Below are 23,569 nucleotides of genomic sequence, written 5' to 3'. Positions count from 1 at the left end.
AGTACTAACGTTCCTCACTGAGAAGTAAATCTATCGTCCCTAATTTATATCCGCTGTCTTTAATTAATTTTATTAATTCTTCCAGCCCATTGGCAGTCGAAGATGTCGGATGCATAAGCACCGTTGCACCAGGGTGGATCTTTTCTTGTATCCGGTTTATCATAACAGAAACGGATGGATTCTTCCAATCAATCGTATCCACTGTCCACAAAATCGTTTCCATATCTAAATCGGAAGCGGCCTGTACTACCGCCTCATTGAAGCTTCCACTTGGAGGAGCGAACCACTTTGGTCTTTTACCTGTGATTGCCTTCAATATCTGATTCGTCTGGTCGATCTGTTCGATATTTTCCTTGTCAGATAACCTTGCCATATCTGGGTGGTTATAAGCATGATTTCCGATTAAATGACCTTGCTCATCAATCATCTTAACGATTTCTGCGTTTTCTTTAGCCCACTTGCCTTCAATAAAAAAGGTAGCTTTAACCTTATTGTCCTTTAATATGCGTAAAATTTCCGGAATATACTCTTCTCCCCACGAAACATTGATTAAAAATGCTACCATCTGTTTTTCCGGATGTCCACGGTAGATTGGAGAAGCAGGCAAATCCTTTATGGTAACTTCAGGAGGTATCTGGTCATAAACAAGTAAGGAATCGTCATAAACGCCGCTTTTTTTCATCTTTTCATAAGACTTTTCCACGTTCACTTTCAAACCATTTCTCCCGGCTGTCTTCTTCCATACCTTATCAATATAAGCATTTTGTGGTTCCTCAAAAAATGTTTTGCTCTTTTCCTCGATTTCCGTGTATAAGGAATCGCTTTGAACGATTGTCTGCGTTTCTATTGTTACTGGATTAATATCAAATGGATTATATTCCACATCGTATACCATAGCTACAAGGATTAGAAAAACGCATAAATTTACATATTTCCGGTATTTGCCCATACGTACCCCTCCCCATACATTTCTATGCACGGGAAGGACAAGTATGAATTTATTTAAATAGGATAATTCAATCAGCAGTGGCTTCTTGTACATTTCGTGTAATCTAAAAAAAGAAACTGAAATTCAGTTTCTTTTCCTTAAATGATGTTCTATTATTGTTTTGCTTTTTCTGCTCTTTCCTTTTCTTCCAGTATTACAGCTTTTCGGGAAAGATTTACTCGCCCTTGACGATCGATTTCTTTTACTTTAACCATAATCTGGTCACCGATGGAAACCGCATCTTCCACTTTATTTGTTCGTTCTTCGGCAAGTTCGGAAATGTGAACCAGACCATCCTTGCCCTTAAACAATTCAACAAAGGCTCCAAATTTTTCAATACGTTTGACTGTACCGAGATACATTTGTCCGACTTCTACTTCACGAACGAGATCCTCGATAATTTTCTTCGCTTTGTCGTTCATGGATGAATCCGTTGAGGATATGAACACACTGCCATCCTGTTCAATGTCAATCTTAACTCCGGTCTCATCGATAATCTGATTGATTTGTTTACCGCTTGGTCCGATAACATCACGGATTTTGTTCGGATTAATGGCCATTGTCAGGATCTTCGGAGCAAATTCGGAAAGCTCTGTTTTCGGTTCGTTGATCGTAGCAAGCATGGATTCAAGAATTTGCATACGGCCTTTTTTCGCTTGTGTCAATGCCTCTTCCAGAATCTCTCTTGATAATCCAGCTATCTTAATATCCATTTGAAGAGCAGTAACCCCTTCAGATGTCCCTGCAACTTTAAAGTCCATATCACCTAAAGCATCTTCCATACCTTGAATATCAGTTAGAATCGTATAATCATCTCCTGATTTCACAAGACCCATTGCTATTCCGGCTACAGGTGCTTTAATCGGTACTCCGGCATCCATCATCGCCAATGTACTTGCACAGATACTTGCCTGGGAAGTGGAACCGTTGGATTCAAGTACTTCTGAAACCAGGCGAATCGTATATGGGAAATCCTTTTCATCCGGTACTACTTTTTCAAGCGCACGTTCACCTAGTGCACCATGGCCAATTTCGCGGCGTCCAGGTCCTCTAATCGGTCCTGTCTCCCCTACACTGTATTGCGGGAAGTTATAATGATGCATAAATCGTTTTGACTCTTCAAGGTCCAAACCATCCAAAATCTGGACATCTCCCAAAGCCCCTAACGTACAAACACTTAAGGCTTGAGTTTGTCCACGTGTAAATAATCCTGACCCATGTGTTCTTGGCAGCACATGTATACGTGAGGAAAGCGGACGAATTTCCTCCGGTTTACGGCCATCAGGACGTACTTTCTCTTTCGTGATCAAACGGCGTACTTCTTCTTTCACCATTTTATCCAAAATGGATTTAACTTGTTTGATTTCTTCCGGTTCCGTTTCTTCATATGCTTCGAGAACTTCTTCTTTCACATTGGCAATTGCTTCTTCTCTTGCATGCTTTTCCTGGACTTGGATCGCTTCAACTAATTTATCTTTTGCTTCAGCTTCAACGTTAGCGGTCAGATTTTCATCCAATTCGAACAAGTCGATTTCTGATTTCTCGACTCCTGCTGCTTTCACGATTTCTTCCTGGAATGCAACAAGACGCTTTATTTCCTCATGACCAAACATTATCGCTTCGAGCATTACTTCTTCGGGTACTTCATCTGCTCCAGCTTCTACCATGTTAATGGCATCTTTCGTTCCGGCGACAGTCAGCTCGATATCACTTTTTGCTTCCTGGTCAATGGTCGGGTTGATGATGAACTCTCCATCAACTCGTCCAACATTTACACCAGCAATAGGCTCTGCAAATGGGATGTCGGAAGTGCTGAGTGCGATTGATGAACCAATCATCGCTGCGATTTCAGATGGGCAGTCCTGATCAACACTCATTACAGTGCTGATAACCTGCACTTCATTTCTGAACCCATCAGGGAATAAAGGTCGGATTGGACGGTCAATTAAACGGGATGAAAGAATCGCTTTCTCACTTGGACGACCTTCACGCTTAATAAACCCTCCTGGGATTTTACCTACAGCATATAAACGTTCTTCATAATTAACGGTTAATGGGAAAAAAGGTAAATCCTTTGGTTGTTTCGATGCTGTGGCCACAGACAATACTGATGTATCTCCGTAATGAACCATACACGCGCCATTTGCCTGTTTTGCCAGTTCTCCAAGCTCAATCGTGAATTTCTTTCCTGAGATCTCTGTGGAGAATACTTGTTTTTCTTCTGCCATTAGTAATAGTGCTCCCTTCAATACAGCTTTCTATTTTTCATTCTATAGTTTATAGAACTAAATGTAAATTTTATCCTGATTTGTAATACGGTTGGATTCCTCTTTATAGAATAAACGATAGAAGTACAGGAATCAAACCGCAAGTACACACTTTAATGTTACTTGGCGAATAAATGAAGTTAAATTATGTAATAGATATCCTGCAACGTTAATAAAAGCTAATAGAAAAAGCAGGATTTCTCCTGCTTTTCCATAAAAATTATCGGCGTAGACCGAGTTTTTTAATTAATTCACGGTAACGAGTAACATCTTTGTTACGTAGGTAAGTTAGCAAGTTACGACGTTTACCAACCATTTTCAAAAGACCACGGCGTGAATGATGATCTTTCTTATGAACACGCAGGTGTTCGTTCAGTGCATTGATATCTTCAGTAAGTACAGCGATTTGTACTTCCGGAGAACCAGTGTCAGTTTCATGAACTTTGTATTCATTGATGATTTCGTTTTTACGTTCTTGTGTGATAGCCATATGGCGCACCTCCTGATATTATGATTATATCCCCGATCTCCCAGCAAACGTCGGAGTTACGATTTGCCAAGGGACGGTTTTACGTTAACAAGCATAACCTTTCCGGCATAAAAAATCAAGTACCAGAGTCGATTTCTTAATCAGACTCTATCTGAGAAATAGGCACGGACATTTTGATCATCCAACGCCATTTGCTTAATTAATGCATCTGCACTGTCAAATTTTTCTTCATCGCGCATATATCTATGCCATTCTACATGCAATTCTTCTCCATATAAATTATTGTTATAGTCGAATATGTTTATTTCAACGGAGAGGTCCTCTCTGTCCTCGGTAAAGGTTGGATTTGTACCGATGTTCGCCATACCTTCATATATTTCATTTTTATAGATTACCCTTACTGCGTAAACTCCTTTTTTAGGGAGTAATATATCTTCATGCAGACGGAGATTGGCCGTAGGATAACCCAGCTCCCTTCCGCGTTGGTCACCTTTGACTACGATACCACTAAAGGATAAAGGACGTCCCAGCAGCTTGTTTGCTTCCTCTAAATCTCCATTTTTCAGAAGGTGCCGGATTTTGGTGGAACTTATTTTGTCATCTTCGAGTGTAACTTTATCTATCGTTGTATAACCGAACATATTGCGCGTAAACTGCTCGATATTTTTCATGTTCCCCTGTCCTTTATGGCCAAAAGAATAATCAAACCCTGCTACAAGATGCTTGATGTTTAGACCGATAATAAAATGATCGATGAATTCCTGAGGTGATAGCTTAGACAGTTCCTCATTGAATTTGATTATATACAGACGATCTACATCAAGTCGTTTCAGTAATTCCTGTTTTTGTTTCAATGGAGTGATATACTTTACGTGCTGTACACCTTTTTTCAAGACTACCGACGGGTGAGGATGAAATGTAATGACTGCGCTGTCCATTTCATTCTTTTCTGCTTCTTTAACAGCTTTTTTTATGACTTGCTGATGTCCTTTATGTATCCCATCAAAAAAGCCAATAGCACTTACAGTCTCCGGTAATTCATCCAGCACCAAAGTATGTGGATAAGTCAATTCGATTGTTCTCATTCTCATTCACCTGCACTTTTTATCAATTCATACACCGAAAACACGAACCGGCTTTATTTGCTCAGGATGATCAGGGTGTTGTTGATAGATTGCTAATAACTGCCCATGATGCATGATAACAAATGGGTCAGTCTCAAGTCTTTCAGCCGGTATTGGAAGCTTCTGTCCATTTAGGACTTTTCGCTTTATGTCGTCGTTAACTTGAAGTGTATCAAGATGACTCAACCCTTCCAAAACCGGTCTCAACAAATGGTTCTGCTCATTCTTCTCAGCCGCTTCTTCTATAGTATCAAATGTAATGGTATTTTTCTCAGAAAATGTACCCGTTTCTGTACGGACAAGTTCAGACATATGGGCAGGGTAACCTAATTTTTTCCCAATATCCACGCATAATGTCCGAATATATGTACCTTTGGAACATACGACCCGCATCCGAATCGTATGATTTGCGGGATTAACGGACAATTTATCAAGCTCATAAATTGTCACTTCCCGTTCAGGCCGTTCCACTTTCTTGTTTTCCCTCGCATATTCATACAGTTTTTTTCCATTTACTTTTACAGCAGAATACATGGGAGGTACTTGAACTATTTTCCCTGTAAACGATGTAAGCGCCGAATCAATTTCAGTTTCTTCAGGCATCAAGAGTACTTCCGCCTGCTCGACTACACTGCCGTGTGCATCCTCCGTATCTGTTGCCGTCCCGAGCTTAACCTCCGCAATATACGTTTTTTTCGTATCCGTAAGAAAAGGAACGATTTTCGTAGCCTGACCTATGCAGATAGGTAAGACCCCTTCCACTTCCGGATCAAGAGTCCCTGTATGTCCTACCTTTTTTGTCTTGAAATATCTTCGGCATTTCATGACACAATCATGTGATGTATATCCTTTTGGCTTCCATAATGGTAAGATACCATCCATTTAACCAGCCTCCAATGGGTAGTATATTGTATGTAAATGAGTGTATGGAAAAATCTGACCCGTCATTTAACTTGTAACAAGGTCAGATTCATCAATTTCTATTTATTTAAATCCTTCAAGATGGATTCAATCCGGTTTCCATATTCGAATGCTTCATCAAATTCAAAAGTCAATTCGGGTGTTTTGCGAAGACGGATTCGATTTCCGATTTCCGAACGGATAAATCCTTTTGCTTTTGCAAGACCCATAAGTGTATCCTGTTTTTTCTTTTCATCACCCAAAACAGATATGAATACCTTTGCCTGCTGCAGGTCACCCGTAACTTCCACATCTGTAACCGTGACAAAACCAACTCTGGGGTCTTTTATTTTCCGAGTCAGAATATCGCTTAATTCCTTTTTCATTTGTTCAGCTACCCTGTTTGCTCTTAATTCAGCCATTTTTATTCACCTCAGTTAAAATGAGACTTTATAATCGCTCCACATTTGTTATGGTGCGTTCAAGCTCTGTAAATCCATCTATTGTACCCAATGCGCTATTGATTATCTTTTCGGCATGCACATAATCCGTGGAAATTGCTACGATACCAATTTTCGTCCGCTGCCACAAATCATGATAAGCGATTTCCGTGACAGCTACATTAAAATTATTATGCAATTTTGCCAATATCTTTTTTATTACTGAACGTTTTGCCTTTAGTGAATGTCCTTCATACATGAAACACTCTACCTCAGCATATACGATCATTTGCGCTCAATTTCTTCCATGACGAAGGCCTCGATAACGTCGCCTTCTTTGATGTCGTTAAAGTTGGAAATAGTTATCCCACACTCATAGTTTTTCGCTACTTCCTTCACATCATCCTTAAAACGTTTAAGTGCCAACAATTCCCCTTCATAGAGAACTACCCCATCACGGATAAGTCTTACACCTGCATCACGGGTAATTTTACCTTCCGTTACATAGCTACCGGCAATCGTCCCGATTTTGGAAACCTTGAATGTTTCCCGCACTTCTGCTTGTCCGATTACCTTCTCCTCAAATTCAGGGTCCAGCAGTCCTTTCATTGCCGACTCTATCTCCTCGATGGCACTATATATCACCCTGTGCAGACGAATATCAACTTTTTCGGATTCAGCAGCATTTTTAGCATTTACATCCGGACGAACATTGAAACCAATAACAATTGCATTTGAAGCTGAGGCAAGGATAATATCGGATTCTGTAATAGCCCCTACGCCAGTGTGAATGATTTTAATGTTGACACCTTCCACTTCAATTTTGCGTAGAGAAGCTGCAAGTGCCTCTACTGACCCTTGAACATCTGCTTTTACAATGATATTCAATTCTTTCATTTCACCTTGTTTAATTTTATCAAATAAATCTTCCAGACTAACTTTGGATTGTTCGCCGCGATTTGCGACAATATGTTCTTGCTGACGAGCTTCTCCAATTTGACGCGCTTTTTTCTCATCGTCAAATACGAGGAATTGGTCTCCGGCCTGTGGCACATCATGTAACCCGGTAATTTCGACCGGTGTAGAAGGTCCAACTTCAGTTACACGTTTACCGATATCATTTACCATAGCACGAACACGTCCATACGTATTACCGACAACGATAGCATCTCCGACATGAAGTGTGCCGTTTTGTACCAATAATGTAGAAACAGATCCTCTTCCTTTGTCTAATTGTGCATCTATTACTGTACCGAAAGCATTCGCATTCGGATTCGCCTTTAATTCTTCAACTTCTGCTACAAGCAAGATCATTTCCAGTAAATCATCGATTCCTTCATCTTTGATTGCAGAGATATTAACGAAAATGGTGCTACCGCCCCAATCTTCCGGAATCAGTTCATATTCTGTAAGCTCTTGCATGACACGGTCAGGATTTGCACCTTCTTTATCCATTTTGTTGACAGCAACAATGATTGGAACTTCAGCTGCTTTCGCATGATTGATCGCTTCGACAGTTTGTGGCATTACACCATCATCTGCTGCAACTACAAGAATCGCAATATCTGTAACCTGTGCACCACGTGAACGCATGCTTGTAAAGGCCGCATGACCAGGTGTATCCAGGAAGGTAATCTTCTTCCCGTCATTTTCAACTTGATATGCACCTATATGCTGGGTGATGCCTCCTGCTTCTCCTGCTGTTACTTTCGTATGTCTAATTGAATCAAGCAATGTTGTTTTACCATGATCAACGTGACCCATAATCGTAACAACAGCAGGTCTTTCAATCAGGTTTTCTTCATTTTCTTCCTGAATATATTTATCAAAATCTGTATCTTCTAAAATGATTTCTTTTTCTACTTCGACATCATATTCGCCACAGATCAGTTCTATTGCATCGTCATCGAGATCCTGGTTTTTTGTTGCCATAACCCCCATAAACATAAGCTTCTTGATGAGCTCAGCTGGTTCTTTGTTCAGCTTGGAAGCTAACTCACTTACTGCCAATGTGTCGCTATAGGTGATTTTTTTTGGTGTTTCCTTTACAGGTTTTTGGGCATTGGCTGCCTGTTGATTACCCTTTTTAGGTCCTTTTTGTTTCTTGTTTTTATGATTTGGTTTATTATGCTGACTGTTATTTTTGAAGCCGGAATTCTGCTTTCCGTTCTTCGCCTGCTGGTTTGAATTCTGTTTCTTTTGGTTATTTTGATCCGCATTGTTTTTCTCAGTTGGGTTAGCCGTTTCCGGTTTCTCCTTTGCATTGAACTTTTCATCCAATTTCTTCACCATATCATCTGATAATGTTGACATATGGTTGGATACTTCCTCATTTAGGCCTTTTAAATAATTTATTACATCTTTACTAGTTGTATTGTTTGATTTTGCATATTCATATACACGCATTTTACTCATACGTTCACCCCCGAATTTGATTACCCGAGCAACGATTTTATCTTGGCAGCAAAACCTGCGTCCAAGATAGCAATAGCTACTCTGTGGGATTTCCCAATTGCATGTGATATTGTTTCTCTATCATCTGCAATCAAAAAAGGTACTTCATAGTATTTACATTTATCCATTAGTTTTTTTTTCGTCTGTGGTCCAATATCACTGGCAAGCAGTACCAGTTTCGCCCTTTTGGCTCGAATGTCTTTTACAATCGTTTCTTCCCCAACGGAGCATTTACCTGCACGATATGCAAGACCGACGATGTTTAAGTAATTATTTTTCATTTTGCGTTCCATTAACAAGCTGTTTTAATTCTTCATAGATGCCAGCATCTATTTCTGTATTAAATGTCCGATTCAACACATTCGATTTTTCCGCTTTTTGAATAACATCCAAATCACGTGATAAGTATGCTCCACGCCCATTTTTCTTCCCTGTGGGATCGACAAACACCATGCCTTCTTTATTACGCACGACACGAATAAGGTCTTTTTTCGGTTTCATCTCATTCGTGACGATACATTTTCTTTCAGGTGTCTTTCTTTTTTGTACCATTAAAAACCCTCCCTTATTCAAACAAATCCTCATTGTTGTCAGAATAGGAATCTTCATTCTCTGTTTCAGTCAATAATCCTTCTTCTCTTGCTTCCGTTTCACTCTTGATGTCTATTTTCCACCCTGTCAACTTGGCAGCAAGTCTCGCATTCTGACCACGTTTCCCGATAGCCAATGATAATTGGTAATCAGGGACAATGACAGTCGTTGCCTTTTCCTCTTCATTAACCAATACATCAACTACCTTAGATGGGCTTAATGCATTTGATACGTATACGACCGGATCTTCTGACCATTCGACGATATCAATTTTTTCACCCTTCAATTCATTTACGATTGCCTGGACACGCTGCCCCCGCTGACCAACACATGAGCCTACAGGATCAATCTCGGGATCCTGGGCATAAACTGAAATTTTCGAGCGGTCTCCAGCTTCTCTGGCAACCGATTTTATTTCCACTGTTCCGTCGAAAATTTCCGGAACTTCCATTTCAAACAATCGTTTTAACAGACCCGGATGCGATCTTGAAATATAAATTTGTGGTCCTTTACTCGTGTTCTCCACTTTTGTCACAAATACTTTCAACCGGTCATGCACGTTATATTCTTCAGTAGGCATCTGTTCGGTTTCCGCCAGTTTAGCTTCTATCTTCCCAAGATTAACATAAACGAATCGTGGATCTTTACGTTGAATGATACCTGTCATGACATCTTCTTCACGATCAATATACTCGGAGAATATAACTCCGCGTTCAGCTTCACGAACTCTTTGTGTAACAACTTGTTTTGCTGCCTGGGCTGCAATACGGCCGAAATCTTTAGGTGTCACTTCCACTTCTATAACGTCTTCCAGTTCATAATTAGGATCTATTTTTTTTGCCTCGTCCATAGAGATCTCAAGCTGATTGTCCTCTACTTCTTCTACAACCGTTTTTCTGGAATAGACACTCATCTTTCCGGTCACTTCGTTAAGCTCGACCCTAACGTTCGTTGCAGATTTAAAGTTCTTCTTATAGGCAGAGATCAGGGCGGCTTCCAATGCTTCCATTAGAATATTCTTATCAATTCCCTTTTCCTTTGCCAAATTATCAATCGCATCAAACAACTGACTGCTCACTTTTATTTTCCCCCTTTAATCAAAACATAACAGCTAGTCTTGCTTTTGCTATCTTGTCATATGGTATTTCAACCGTTTTTTTCCTTGTTTTAATTTTATATTCTATTGTTGCTGTATCATCTTTAAATTCCTTCAGGATTCCTTCAAATTCCTTTTCCCCATCAATGCGTTCATATAGCTTTATGAAAACATTATGGTTGACATACTTTACGAAATCCTCTTTTGATTTTAACGGTCGTTCCACACCTGGGGAGGAAACTTCCAGAAAATAAGGTTCTTTTATCGGATCTGTCTCATCCAGCTTCTCGCTTAACTGTTCTGACACTTCTCCACATTCTACAATATCGACTCCGCCTTCCTTGTCGATATAGACCCTTAGAAACCAATTTTTGCCTTCTTTAATATACTCGATATCTGCTAACTCGAGATCCTTTTCTTTTAAGATAGGGGTAACCAATTCTTCTGTAATTTGAATCACTTGGGAGCTCAAAGTTCGTCCTCCTTTAATGGCACTATTTATAGCTTATTATAAACCAATCTGACCAATTTCATTTGGAACAGCCAAAATCAATATAAAACCCCTGCCGGATGATGTGGCTAGGGGGAAGCTTTCCAAAAATCGAAAACAGTATGAAGAAAGAGTGGGTAAAAAACCCACTCTTCAAACCGTTCGTATCATTACTTTCCAAAAGAAATTATACCATAAAAGCATTTCACGTGCAACATAGAGACCTTTCTGCACTACTTAAACTCCATAAAATCTTCTAATGCCTGTTGAAGCGATGCTTTTGTTTCGATGCTTTTCCCATACGATAAGTCATGATCGATAAAATGGGTCACTACTTCAGGGCGCATACCGGTAATAATGGCTTTACAACCCATCATCGTAACTCCTTCAATCAGTTTCATAAATAGCCGAATAGCATTGGCATCCATTTTAGCTAAACCCGAAAGGTCTACAATCAACGTTTGAACACCTTTACTGCTAATATCATTTAAAACTTTCTCTTCAATAATGTTCCCTCGAAACTCATCCAGCATACCGATAAGCGGCAGAATACTTACCCTTCCAGTCACTGGGATAATTGGCGCAGAGAGACTCTTCACGAGCTTGTTTTTCGATTCAAGCAATTTATCCTTATACTCCGAATAGCTCAGGAAGAAAGAACGGAAAAACTCATCAAACAGACTATTGATATTAACTTGCAGATTATAGTATTCTTCTTTTTGATTAAACTTATTGCCGTTTTGGTCATACTCATAAAGGAATTTCCAAAGTGTCTTCCTTACTGCCTGGATCCACTCAAGCTTGAAGGCTAGCGTCAAATTATGCCCAGCCCACGCAACCCCTTCTCTAGTTCCCAGATCGGTAACATATTTCGGTTTATTATCCAATACACTTAATACGAGATTATAAGCATTTTCCAGTAAATTGATATTTCCGATTAACTTGATTTCCTCTACTTTATCCCGAACATGTACAGCTTCTTCAAGCAATTTTTTCTCAAATCTTCCTCTGTTTTCTATAATAAATTCTTTTAATTCCTGGTCTCCTTCATATTGCAAATTCACGCAATCATCCCCTAAGAATATATTAAATAAAAGGTTTTTGAATGTTTTCTAAAATTCCCTCACTATTATAGCATATCGATGTAAGATAGACCTAAATGTTCATCTTGAGAGTTAAAGCATATATACCTTATTCTTCAGAGCAGACAGAATCAGAATAGCGATAATTGGTTCTTATCTGCCATGCCTTCCAGACAACCATGATTGTCCAAATACTCGAGAACTGTTTTAGATATCTTACTTCTTTCCCGAAGGTCTTCTTTGGACAAAAATTCTCCTTCTTCACGGGCTTTTACAATATTAAGCGCAGCATTCGTACCCAATCCATCGACAGCATTGAAAGGAGGAAGTAAACTATTGCCATCAACGATAAAATCGGTGGCACTTGATTTGTATAAGTCAACTTTTTTAAAGGAGAATCCACGTTCACACATTTCAAGAGACAGTTCCAAAACGGTAAGCAAGCTTTTTTCTTTCGGTGTAGCATCATTACCTTTCACTGTAATGCTCTCCATACGGCTGCGAATTGCATCGGATCCTTTAATCATTGTGTCCAGTTCAAAATCATCTGCTCTGACCGTGAAATAAGCAGCATAAAAAAGTATCGGGTGGTGGACTTTAAAGTAAGCAATCCTAACTGCCATCAATACATATGCCGCGGCATGGGCTTTCGGGAACATGTATTTTATTTTTTTACAGGACTCAATATACCAGTCCGGAACATTATGTTTTTTCATTTCCGTTATCCATTCATCCTGCAGACCTTTCCCCTTCCGAACAAACTCCATAATTTTAAATGCCAAGGAGGGTTCGAGGCCTTTGTGCATCAGATAGACCATTATATCATCCCGACAGCCGATAACGTCGGGAAGCTCGCATATGCCATCATTAATTAGATCCTGGGCATTCCCCAACCATACATCAGTACCATGTGATAGCCCCGAAATGATCAATAATTCTGCAAAAGTACTTGGTTTGGTATCTTCAAGCATCTGCCTTACAAACTTCGTACCAAACTCCGGAACTCCAAGTGTCCCAGTCTTACAATTAATTTGGTCTGCAGTTACGCCAAGTGATTCCGGTCCCGAGAATATTTTCATTACTTCAGGATCGTCTGTTGGAATGGTTTTCGGATCCATTCCGCTTAAGTCCTGTAGCATACGAATGACTGTCGGATCATCGTGACCAAGAATATCCAATTTCAGCAAATTATCATGAATCGAGTGGAAATCAAAATGAGTTGTCCGCCACTCACTCGTGCGATCGTCTGCAGGAAATTGTATTGGTGTAAAATCATAAATTTCCTTGTCATCAGGCACGACTATGATTCCGCCCGGATGCTGGCCGGTCGTTCGCTTTACTCCTGTACAGCCCTGCACCAGACGATCAACTTCGGCATTTTTATAAACTAATTGTTTGTCAGATGCATAGCCTTTGACATAGCCATAGGCTGTTTTTTCTGCTATGGTTCCAATCGTTCCTGCACGGTATACATTATCGACGCCAAATAATTCCTTTGTGTAATTATGCGCTCTCGGCTGATAGGCCCCAGAAAAATTCAAATCGATATCAGGAACTTTGTCTCCTTTAAAACCAAGGAACGTTTCAAACGGGATGTCCTGTCCGTCTTTTTGCAGAGGTGTATCACACTCCGGACAATTTTTATCCGGTAAATCGAAGCCGCTGGCCACAGATCCATCCGTAATAAAATCGCTGTAATGACATTTTTCACAAACATAATGTGGTACAAGCGGGTTAACCTCAGTTATTTCCGTCATCGTTGCAACAAAGGAAGAACCAACCGATCCCCTTGAACCAACAAGGTAACCATCATCAAGTGATTTTTTTACGAGTTTATGAGAAATTAAATAGATTACTGCAAATCCATTCCCTATAATACTGTCCAATTCCTTCTCGAGACGGTCTACAACAATCTGTGGTACGGGGTCCCCGTATATCATCTTCGCACGTGTATAACAAAGGTCACGCATATCCTGTTCAGCACCTTCGATCGTAGGAGTATACAGGCCGTCTTTCACGGGAGAAACTTCTTCCAGTTCATCTGCTATTGCATTCGTATTTTTGACTACAATTTCATGTGCGACTTCATCACCTAAAAATGAAAAACTATCGAGCATTTCATTTGTGGTGCGGAATGGTGTATCCGGAAGGGTCTGCCTGTTTAACGGGTTTCCTGCTTGCGCGGCTATCAGGATTTGGCGATACTGTTTATCATGCTCATCTATATAATGTACGTTACCTGTCGCTACAACAGGTTTATTAATACGTTTTCCCAAATCCACCAATTTTTTAATGATGTCCAGTATTTGAGATTCATTTTGTACAAGGTCTTTTTCGATTAAATGTACATAATTTGCAGGTGGCTGAACCTCGATATAGTCATAAAATTCTGCAGCCTGTTCAGCTTCCTCCGCAGATTTCTGCATCATTGTTTCAAAAACCTCTCCCTTGTCACATGCGGTTCCGACCAATATTCCTTCACGGTGCTTCTGCAATAGAGATCTTGGAATACGCGGAACCCGGTAAAAATAATCAATATGTGCACTGGAAACGAGCTTGTACAGGTTTTTCAAGCCTTCCTGTGTTTTTGCAAGCAGTGTGCAATGATAGGGTCTGGAGCGCTGGTAGGCATTACCTTCACCCATATGATTATTTAATTGGTGATGATTCGTAATATCTCTGCTTAAGAGCCTTTGAACCAGTTTCCATAACAGATATCCGGTAGCTTCCGCATCATAAATTGCGCGGTGATGTTGGGTCAGCTCAATGTCCAAGTGCTTACAAAGTGTATTCAACCGGTGATTTCTTAATTCCGGTATTAGAAATCTGGCAAGCTCCAAAGTGTCAATCACTGGATTTTTCGCCTTTTCGTAGTCAAAACGTTTGAATCCCTGATTAAGAAATCCCATATCAAAGCTGGCATTATGGGCAACAAGAATATCGTCGCCCATCCATTCATGGAAGTTCTTTAGTACTTCTTCTACTTCCGGTGCGTCTTTAACCATATCGTCCGTGATGCCTGTCAGATCAATTGTGGTCTGTGACAACGGATGATGCGGATTTGCAAATGCTTCGAAACGGTCAACAATCTCACCTTGATATATTTTGACTGCAGCCAATTCTATAATCGTATCGTATACCGCCGAAAGTCCTGTTGTCTCCACATCAAAAACAATATAAGTTTCATTTTCCAAGTCCCGATCTGACTCATTGTAAGCGATTGGAACACCATCATCTACCAAATTAGCTTCTACGCCATACAGCACCTTAATGTTATGCTTCTGACCTGCAGCATGTGCATCAGGAAAACCTTGCACACCAGCATGATCCGTAATTGCAACAGCTTTATGGCCCCACTTTGCAGCCTGTGTTACGAGTACTTCAGGAGATACGACTGCATCCATTTGGCTCATTGTCGTATGGGCATGAAGCTCCACTCGTCTTTCATCTTCAGGGGCTTCATCCATTCGGCTGGCAACTTTAATTTCATGGATATCGTTTGCCATCATTGCCAGTTCATTGGTATACATATCTGTTTGTATACTTCCCCTGGCTTTGATCCACATTCCTTTTTTCACATCCGCAAATTTCGCTGCATCTTCATCACCTTTAGAAAACATTTTAATCTGTAGGGAATCTGTATAATCAGTTGCTTTAATAATCAAAAGACTTCTGCCTGAGCGCAGTTCTCTGACCTCCGAAGCGAATATGTAACCCTGGATAGTAACTCTTCGTTCTTCCTCAAGAATTTGATCCATCGTGATTGCTTCTTCCGGTATTTTATATCCAATCGAGAGTGGTCGATTTTCATGATTGGATTTTTCTTTATCCCGCTTTTCCTTTTCCTGAACTGTTTTTAAAACGAGCTGCTGATCCTCCAATGCTTTTTGGTCTCTGAATTTTTGCAGGTCGACTGCATCGGTTTTGACATTAATATCTAAAGCATAAGCAATGACACCTATTTTATCGCAATAATTTCTGAAATCTGCCTCAAGTCTCTTTTTTAAAGCACTTGCCTCCGCATCACTTCTGGCAGTTAACATAATCTTATTATTGTTTACTTCGGGAATCTGATTATGAACCAAATCTCTGTAAGCAGGAGATAATTGCGTCAGTGATGTAAGAAAATGCTTCCAATAGCCACGAATCGTTTCATCGTCACATGTTTTGTCCCCAGCCTTAATCGTCAATTCCACTTTGGCAATCTGCTGAAAAGCTTGCTGAAGTTTTGACATAAACTGCTGGTATATAGCAATAGGAAGCACACACTTTACATATATATGAAAATGCCAAATCTTTGATTGTTTAAATACTTCCAGTTTTTCTAAGTAACTGTCATTAAAATATTTATTTATATGTTCTTCGGACATTTCTAGCTGTTTCAATAATAAATCCATCTTTTCTTTTTTGGATATGTCCATTCATTACACCTCCTGCAACAAAAAGAATTGCAATAATAATGCAAACCCTTGTCAAAATGAAGACAAGGGCATAGCTTTCTAAAAAAATAAGAAAGTAAAAATATTGGCAGCAATTAACTTTTACACATAAACAGCCGCGTCCAGCTCCGGTTCCTAGAAACTCCTGTCATAAGCAATGGACATTCCAAGCGTGTAAACCATGCGCTTTCCAGTCCCTTGCTTATGCATGCGTTTCTGAACAGTCACCTCCGCTTTCGTTTCTTATGAACTTACAGGAATAAACGCTGGATATCGTTCCATGTGACTACAATCATCAGGAGCATTAAAAACGCAAACCCCACGAAATGGAAAATCCCTTCTTTTTCAGGAGCGATTGGTTTCCCTCTTAACGCTTCGACTCCAACAAATAGTAATCTGCCTCCATCAAGGGCCGGAAGTGGCACGAGGTTGATAATCCCTAAGTTAATGCTCAACATGGCTGTCCATAACATTAAATTCATAAACCCGGTTTGAACTACTTGGTCTGTTGCATCATAAATACCAACGGGACCTGACAGCATTTCTATAGAGACTTGGCCGGTAACAAGCATCAGCAGATTGGTTAAAATTAATTTAGTCGTTTCATATGTTTGCTGAAAACCGTATTTAAAAGTTCCCAACACTGATTTTTCGAAACCTTGAAAAACACCAATTTGGCCGATGGTAACCGGGTCACCTTGCTGGTCCATTACTTGAGCTTCGCCAGGAACAACTGTAATTGGCTGCTCCTCACTATCCCGCAGGACGAGCATGTTCAACTCTTGACCGGGATTGGCTCTTACGATTGAAGTAAATTCTTCCCAGGTGGAAATTGATTGATCTTCAATCTGTATGACAATGTCATCCCGCTGGAACCCTGCTTCTTCTGCAGGTGTGTCTGGTTGGATCTCTCCCATTTTCGCTTCTTCCACAGGAACACCTTGCACCAATCCTATAATAATAAAGATAAAAATCGCCAGAATAAAATTCATCATTGGTCCGGCAAATAATTGCATTGCCCGTTGCCCAACCGTTTTGGAAGCAAATTGCCGATCATATGGCGCAATTTGTGTTTCTCGTTCATCCATTACGAAAAATGCCTTCCGATCTATCTCAAATCGCAGCTTATTATCTTCTTCATCAATTTCATAACCTTCGATAATAAGCTGATGGTCTAGATCAGCATGTTCCACTTCAATTACTCTCGCATTTGGATGCTTCGACTTATTGTTAACAATAATTTTGGAGACTTTATCACGATCATTGAATTCAATCCCGATATGATGCCCAGGTTTTAATTCAATTATTTCGGGGTCTTCTCCCGCAACCCTTACATATCCACCCGCCGGGATCAGGCGAATGGTATATAATGTTTCGTTCTTTGTAAACGAGAACACCTTCGGACCAAATCCGATCGCAAATTCACGGACGAGCATACCCGCACGTTTTGCAAATATCATATGGCCCCATTCATGTATAAATACGAGCAGTCCGAACATGAAAATAAATGCTATTACAGTGGTCAATAAAAACACCTTCCTTTTATTGGAGCCGGTATTGTCTTTTGAAGCAAATTTAAGCATGTACTCCGATAAAATTATATTCAAACTTTAAATAAAGTTTAACCTGTTTATAATCATCTGTTCAAGTTTTTTTAATGTCTTGCACATATCACTGCTAACCACACCTCAGATGAAGTGGATAAAGTGAAGCAACGGCAAAACAAACAATAAGCTGTCAAACCTGTCCAATATGCCACCATGGCCCGGCAATATTTTTCCTGAATCCTTTACTCCATAATTCCGTTTAAATGCAGATTCAACCAGATCGCCAATCTGGCCGAAAATGGATGCGAGAATAGTTACCGCAATGACAATTAACATGGAATGGGGAAACGGACTAACCAAGTGGAAAACAATCGCAACCGCACATGCCAACATGACTCCACCTAAAGCACCCTCAATCGTTTTATTCGGACTGATCGTCGGCCATAGCTTCTTCTTTCCAAATGCTCGTCCAAAGAAATATGCACCCGTATCAGTGGCCCAAATAATAAAAAATGCATATAGTATGTTACTTATTGCATTATCTCCTGCTCTAGTTTCCAACAGATAGAAAAATCCAAGACCAACATAAAAAGCAGCCAGTAAAATAAACCCTACATGGTCAAAAGTAAATTTGTTTTTAACCAATACTGTATATGACAAAAGCAGCAATATAATCAGAGCAATCATATCAAACTTCGTAAACCAGCTGGAATCCAATATTGGAGATGTGCTCGGTATCAAGAGCAACCATAATAATATGATAACCAATATATTCGGGATCAGATACTTTCCGATATCTCTCATTCTGATTAATTCCAATAGCCCGACAGTTGCAATGAGATAAACTAAAAGTGTAAATGGAAGCCCTCCAATAATGACGAAGGGAAGAAATACTATCAATGCCAGAAATGCTGTTATCGTTCGCTGTTTCATATGCCTACCATCACCTTAAATACCTCCATACCGTCTTTTCCTCTGTTGATATTCTTCAAGGGCGCACAAAAAATTCTCTTCTTTAAAATCAGGCCACAATACATCCGTAAACCAGAACTCGGTATATGCTAGCTGCCAAAGAAGGAAATTGCTTAATCTTTGTTCACCGCCGGTTCGGATAAGTAAATCGGGGTCAGATAAACCATTTGTGAATAAGTATTTAGAGAACGCATCATCGTCCAATGAATCAATTGAAAGCTTCGAATCATCGATGTCATTAATTATTTGCTTTACAGCGTGGACAATTTCCAGTCTACTGCCATAGTTTAGAGCAAAATTCAGTAAAAGCCCATCATTATCCTTCGTTTTGTCGATCGCATATCGAACAGCTTCTCTTGTATAGTCAGGAAGAGAATCGAAATCACCGATCGTTTCTATTCTAACATTATTGGAAATCAGATCCGGCAGGTAAATATGTAGAAATTCTTTCGGAAGTCTCAATATAAAGTCAATTTCTGACTTCGGTCTTTTCCAGTTTTCCGTGGAAAAAGTATATAGAGTAAGAATTTTAACGTTTGAATTCACTGCGGCTTTAACAATTTTGTTAACAGCAGAAACACCCTCTTTATGTCCTGCTATTCGAGGTAATCCGCGTTTTTTTGCCCAGCGTCCGTTGCCATCCATTATGATCGCAACATGGTCCGGCACGTTTCCCATTCGTTCTGCCTCAATTTCTTTTGTTTGTTTACTATTTAAAAAAGGAATTTTCATCGACATAGTCTGTCCCCCGAAATGTTGTTGACTTGCAATCCTCTAACGTAGTTCTTTGATGGCCAAGGACTGAAAGCCTTATCTCCAACAGGATGAATCTACATTATATCATGATAATACTTTCTTATTATAACGATTATTGCTGCAGATTACAAAAGCCCCCTTTAATAAGAGGGCTTTTGCATCTTACTCTGCAATATATGAATCACCGATACATTTAATGTATAAAGAATTGTAAAGTTTTTAAACTTCCATTATTTCTTTTTCTTTATTTTTTGCAAGTTCATCAATTTTTGAAATGTGTTCGTTCGTTGAATTTTGAACTTCATCCTGAAATCCACGTAAGTCATCTTCCGTAATGTCTCCATTTTTTTCCAGCTTTTTCAAGCCATCATTTGTATCCCGACGAATATTACGAATTTGCACCCTTGATTCTTCAGCATATTTACCGACCACTTTCACTAAATCCTTACGTCTTTCCTCCGTTAAAGGCGGGATATTGATTCGAATCATATTTCCATCATTTGACGGGGTCAAACCTAGATTTGCAATTTGAATAGCTCTTTCAATATCAGAAAGAACTGTTTTATCATAAGGTGTTATAGTGAGTAGTCTAGCTTCCGGAGCGCCAATAGTGGCCAGCTGATTCAATGGAGTGGACGCACCATAATAATCGACATAGATACTATCCAATAGACTTGGATTAGCTCTGCCTGCTCTTACTGATGCTAAGTTCTTCGAAAAAGCCTGTACTGCCTGTTCCATTTTTTCCTGCATTTGATTCATAATCGCTTCTGACATAATTATTTCCCCCTTATTGTTGTGCCGATTGTTTCTCCTTCGACAACCCTTTTAATATTGCCTTCTTCAGTAATAGAAAATACAATTAATGGGATATCATTATCCATGCATAAAGAAGAGGCTGTTGAATCCATTACACCCAAACCTTCATTAAGCATTTCCATATAAGTCAGGCTTTCATATTTCTGTGCATCTTTATTTAGCTTCGGATCATCCGTATATACCCCATCGACATGATTTTTAGCCATCAATATAACTTCCGCTTCAATTTCTGCTGCTCGAAGTGCTGCTGTTGTATCCGTTGAAAAATAAGGATTTCCTGTACCGGCTGCGAAAATGACAACACGCTTTTTCTCTAAATGACGAATTGCTTTTCTCCTTATGTATGGCTCGGCGACCTGGCGCATTTCGATAGAAGTCTGTACTCTCGTCTGGATTCCGATAGTCTCCAGTCCATCCTGCAGTGCAAGTGAATTCATGATCGTTGCCAGCATACCCATATAGTCAGCTGATGCACGATCCATTCCCATTTCACTTCCAACCTTGCCACGCCATATGTTTCCTCCGCCGACAACGATAGCTACTTCCACACCTAGTTCCGCTACCTCTTTTACTTGTTCGGCGATTGATTTGATGATTTTCGGATCGATGCCATAACCTTGTTCACCACTTAGAGCTTCTCCACTTAATTTTAACACAATTCTACGGTACCGTGCTGTTGTCATAATAACCTCCATAGAAATTTTATATTTTGATAGCTGTTTTGTAGAATACAGAGATTTTATTTATCATTGTTGTAAAATAGGGAACAAATGAATGTTCCCTATAGCCAGGATGGAATACCTTATTTTTTAATTTGGCTCATAACTTCTTCTGCAAAGTTTTCTTCGCGTTTTTCCATTCCTTCTCCAACTTCATAGCGAACAAACGATTTAACGGAAGCACCTTTATCAGCCACATATTTTTTCACTTTTTGATCTGGATCTTTTACAAAGCTTTGTTCCAAAAGAACGATTTCTTCAAAGAATTTACCCAATCGGCCTTCAACCATTTTCTCAACAATCTTTTCTGGTTTACCTTCGTTTAATGCTTGTGATTTCAATACTTCGCGCTCATGATTCACTTCATCTTCCGAAACTGCGTCACGAGACACATAACGAGGATTTACTGCTGCAACATGCATGGAAATATCTTTTCCAACCTGCTCGTCCGTCGTTCCTTCAAGTAAAGATAACACACCGATACGTCCACCCATATGCAGGTAGGCACCAAATGAATCGTTATCCGTTTTTTCCATTGTAGCAAAACGACGAAGAGAGATTTTCTCTCCAATTGTTGATACTGCAGAGTTGATAACCGAATCAACCGTTTCTCCCTCACCGTTCAACTTTTGTTGTAAAGCTTCTTCAACACTTGCTGGTTGTTGGCTTACAATATGTTTACCCAATTCGGATAAGAGACTTTTAAACTGTTCATTTTTGGTAACGAAGTCAGTTTCACAGTTCACTTCGATAATCGCAGCTTTATTGCCATCGACTTCAATGTGTGTCAGGCCTTCAGCAGCGATACGGTCTGCTTTTTTTGCAGCCTTTGCAATACCTTTTTCACGCAGAAAATCGATAGCAGCATCAATGTTGCCATCTGTTTCCTGAAGTGCTTTTTTACAATCCATCATACCAGCACCAGTTTTTTCACGTAGTTCTTTAACCATTTGAGCAGTAATAGCCATTTAGAGATCCTCCTTTGAATAGTTAAGCAATGTCATTTTTTCTTTAAAAAAGGTGATAAAAGGTTCATATCCTCTTATCACCCTCACCTTTTTTAGATTACTCTTGAGTTGATTCTGCAGCAGCCTCTTCAGAAGATTCTTCTGCTTGTACTTCTGCTTCAGCTTCCGCTTCTTCAGTTTCTTCTCCCTGTTTAACTTCTAAAATAGCATCTGCCATTTTTGAAGTCAAAAGTTTTACGGCACGAATTGCATCGTCGTTTGCCGGGATAACATAATCAATTTCATCAGGATCACAGTTAGTATCTACAATTCCGATGATAGGAATGTTCAATTTGTGTGCTTCAGCAATTGCAATACGCTCTTTACGAGGGTCAATTACGAATAAAGCATCAGGCAGTTTAGTCATTTCTTTAATTCCACCTAGGAATTTAACTAAACGATCTTTTTCTTTGTTTAAGTTAACAACTTCTTTTTTGGGCAGTACTTCAAATGTACCATCCTCTTCCATCTTCTCAATGGATTTCAAACGGTTAATACGTTTGCGGATCGTTTGGAAATTAGTAAGTGTACCACCTAACCAGCGTTGGTTAACATAGTACATACCAGAACGAATTGCTTCGTCCCTTACTGAATCCTGTGCTTGTTTTTTTGTTCCTACGAAAAGAATAGTACCGCCATTTGACGCGATTTCTTTTACATAGTTGTATGCTTCATCAACCTTCTTTACCGTTTTTTGCAGGTCGATGATATAGATGCCGTTACGCTCAGTGAAGATGTATTTCTTCATTTTTGGATTCCAACGGCGTGTCTGATGTCCGAAATGTACACCAGCTTCCAACAATTGTTTCATTGATATTGCTGCCATAAATAATTCCTCCTAATGGTTTTTTTCCTCCGCCTGGGTCATTTCTGTGTATAGACTATCCCATAGGGACAGCACCATATATACAAATCACCGGACGTGTGTTTTTAAAGACCTGTTTCATCCATATTGATGAACATAGTATTTACACCAAAAGTTAATATACCACAATGGAATACTGTAATCAAGTGTTTCCGTTATTTTTTTTGCAGAGAAGAAGTTTTCCTGTCTGTATAAATGAAACTAAGGCTGTCACCGAAACCTTGGTGACAGCTTTTGTTTTCGGGGGCTAACTCAACTTTCGCAGAATGGAATTGGCAAATAAGCCCTAGCAGATAGGAGGATGAGGAGGACTGAAGAAATACTGCATGTGTGGACTTTGGATTAACTGTATGGTCAAAGAAGGCTGAACTGAAAGGATCGTTCTTTCATTTTGCTGCTTTTATCTTCGTATTTGATATAAAAAGCGAAGTAACTATTATTTGTGTTAGAACGTTGGCACGGATAATGGAAGCGAGATACTTCGGCTACCGCTCGGGGAAATACACTGCGCTTTTGACCTGAC

General features: G+C 39.7%; 21 protein-coding genes. All 21 read right to left on the bottom strand.

What is annotated here, in order from left to right:
• Positions 1-4: 4 nt before the first annotated feature.
• A complete protein-coding gene (locus tag A4245_RS16735; protein WP_067730027.1) occupies positions 5-949 on the bottom strand; it encodes a polysaccharide deacetylase family protein in 945 nt (314 codons plus the stop codon).
• Between the two features lie 152 nt (positions 950-1,101).
• Complete coding sequence (locus tag A4245_RS16730; RefSeq protein ID WP_067730025.1) at positions 1,102-3,216, bottom strand: polyribonucleotide nucleotidyltransferase; 2,115 nt, start codon at positions 3,214-3,216, stop codon at positions 1,102-1,104.
• Between the two features lie 259 nt (positions 3,217-3,475).
• Entirely contained in the window at positions 3,476-3,745 is a 270-nt protein-coding gene (gene rpsO / locus A4245_RS16725; protein ID WP_067730023.1) for a 30S ribosomal protein S15, read from the bottom strand.
• A 140-nt stretch (positions 3,746-3,885) separates the two neighbouring features.
• The gene (gene ribF, locus A4245_RS16720) at positions 3,886-4,830 is read right to left on the bottom strand and encodes a riboflavin biosynthesis protein RibF (protein WP_067730021.1); all 945 of its coding nucleotides are present in this window, start codon (positions 4,828-4,830) and stop codon (positions 3,886-3,888) included.
• 27 nt (positions 4,831-4,857) lie between these two features.
• Complete coding sequence (truB, locus tag A4245_RS16715; RefSeq protein ID WP_067730020.1) at positions 4,858-5,751, bottom strand: tRNA pseudouridine(55) synthase TruB; 894 nt, start codon at positions 5,749-5,751, stop codon at positions 4,858-4,860.
• Positions 5,752-5,849: 98 nt separating this feature from the next.
• Positions 5,850-6,191 carry a 30S ribosome-binding factor RbfA gene (gene rbfA / locus A4245_RS16710; RefSeq protein ID WP_067730018.1) on the bottom strand — a complete coding sequence of 114 codons (342 nt, stop codon included), beginning with the start codon at positions 6,189-6,191 and terminating at the stop codon, positions 5,850-5,852.
• A 28-nt stretch (positions 6,192-6,219) separates the two neighbouring features.
• A complete protein-coding gene (locus tag A4245_RS16705; protein WP_067730016.1) occupies positions 6,220-6,498 on the bottom strand; it encodes a DUF503 domain-containing protein in 279 nt (92 codons plus the stop codon).
• Positions 6,495-8,624 carry a translation initiation factor IF-2 gene (gene infB, locus A4245_RS16700; RefSeq protein WP_067730014.1) on the bottom strand — a complete coding sequence of 710 codons (2,130 nt, stop codon included), beginning with the start codon at positions 8,622-8,624 and terminating at the stop codon, positions 6,495-6,497. The genes A4245_RS16705 and infB overlap by 4 nt, the downstream gene beginning before the upstream one ends.
• 20 nt (positions 8,625-8,644) lie before the next feature.
• Positions 8,645-8,944, bottom strand: a complete 300-nt coding sequence (locus A4245_RS16695; protein WP_067730012.1) for a L7Ae/L30e/S12e/Gadd45 family ribosomal protein — start codon at positions 8,942-8,944, stop codon at positions 8,645-8,647.
• On the bottom strand, positions 8,934-9,215 hold the full coding sequence (gene rnpM / locus A4245_RS16690) for an RNase P modulator RnpM (RefSeq protein WP_067730010.1): 282 nt from the start codon (positions 9,213-9,215) through the stop codon (positions 8,934-8,936). The genes A4245_RS16695 and rnpM overlap by 11 nt, the downstream gene beginning before the upstream one ends.
• 13 nt (positions 9,216-9,228) lie before the next feature.
• Positions 9,229-10,332 carry a transcription termination factor NusA gene (gene nusA / locus A4245_RS16685; protein ID WP_067730008.1) on the bottom strand — a complete coding sequence of 368 codons (1,104 nt, stop codon included), beginning with the start codon at positions 10,330-10,332 and terminating at the stop codon, positions 9,229-9,231.
• A gap of 19 nt (positions 10,333-10,351) precedes the next feature.
• Positions 10,352-10,822, bottom strand: coding sequence for a ribosome maturation factor RimP (gene rimP / locus A4245_RS16680; RefSeq protein ID WP_067730006.1), 471 nt, complete (start codon positions 10,820-10,822; stop codon positions 10,352-10,354).
• Between the two features lie 251 nt (positions 10,823-11,073).
• Complete coding sequence (locus tag A4245_RS16675) at positions 11,074-11,904, bottom strand: STAS domain-containing protein (protein WP_067730004.1); 831 nt, start codon at positions 11,902-11,904, stop codon at positions 11,074-11,076.
• A 149-nt stretch (positions 11,905-12,053) separates the two neighbouring features.
• A complete protein-coding gene (locus A4245_RS16670) occupies positions 12,054-16,343 on the bottom strand; it encodes a PolC-type DNA polymerase III (protein ID WP_067730002.1) in 4,290 nt (1,429 codons plus the stop codon).
• 269 nt (positions 16,344-16,612) lie between these two features.
• Positions 16,613-17,887 (bottom strand): RIP metalloprotease RseP, encoded by a 1,275-nt coding sequence (rseP, locus tag A4245_RS16665; RefSeq protein ID WP_067730000.1) that lies wholly within the window; start codon positions 17,885-17,887, stop codon positions 16,613-16,615.
• Between the two features lie 162 nt (positions 17,888-18,049).
• Positions 18,050-18,841: a phosphatidate cytidylyltransferase gene (locus tag A4245_RS16660; protein ID WP_067729998.1), complete on the bottom strand. Its 792-nt coding sequence runs from the start codon at positions 18,839-18,841 to the stop codon at positions 18,050-18,052.
• A gap of 15 nt (positions 18,842-18,856) precedes the next feature.
• Positions 18,857-19,618, bottom strand: a complete 762-nt coding sequence (locus tag A4245_RS16655; RefSeq protein ID WP_067729996.1) for an isoprenyl transferase — start codon at positions 19,616-19,618, stop codon at positions 18,857-18,859.
• A 237-nt stretch (positions 19,619-19,855) separates the two neighbouring features.
• Positions 19,856-20,413: a ribosome recycling factor gene (frr, locus tag A4245_RS16650; protein ID WP_067729994.1), complete on the bottom strand. Its 558-nt coding sequence runs from the start codon at positions 20,411-20,413 to the stop codon at positions 19,856-19,858.
• Positions 20,414-20,415: 2 nt separating this feature from the next.
• Entirely contained in the window at positions 20,416-21,138 is a 723-nt protein-coding gene (gene pyrH, locus A4245_RS16645; protein WP_067729992.1) for a UMP kinase, read from the bottom strand.
• A gap of 119 nt (positions 21,139-21,257) precedes the next feature.
• A complete protein-coding gene (tsf, locus tag A4245_RS16640; RefSeq protein ID WP_067729990.1) occupies positions 21,258-22,142 on the bottom strand; it encodes a translation elongation factor Ts in 885 nt (294 codons plus the stop codon).
• Between the two features lie 97 nt (positions 22,143-22,239).
• Positions 22,240-23,007, bottom strand: coding sequence for a 30S ribosomal protein S2 (gene rpsB, locus A4245_RS16635; protein ID WP_067729988.1), 768 nt, complete (start codon positions 23,005-23,007; stop codon positions 22,240-22,242).
• Positions 23,008-23,569 lie beyond the last annotated feature (562 nt).

It is taken from the genome of Oceanobacillus damuensis (assembly GCF_001618145.1).
Classification (GTDB): Bacteria; Bacillota; Bacilli; order Bacillales; family Amphibacillaceae; genus Oceanobacillus; species Oceanobacillus damuensis.
Note: the sequence above shows the minus strand (reverse complement) of the source record. Positions and strands in the feature narration are given on the sequence as shown.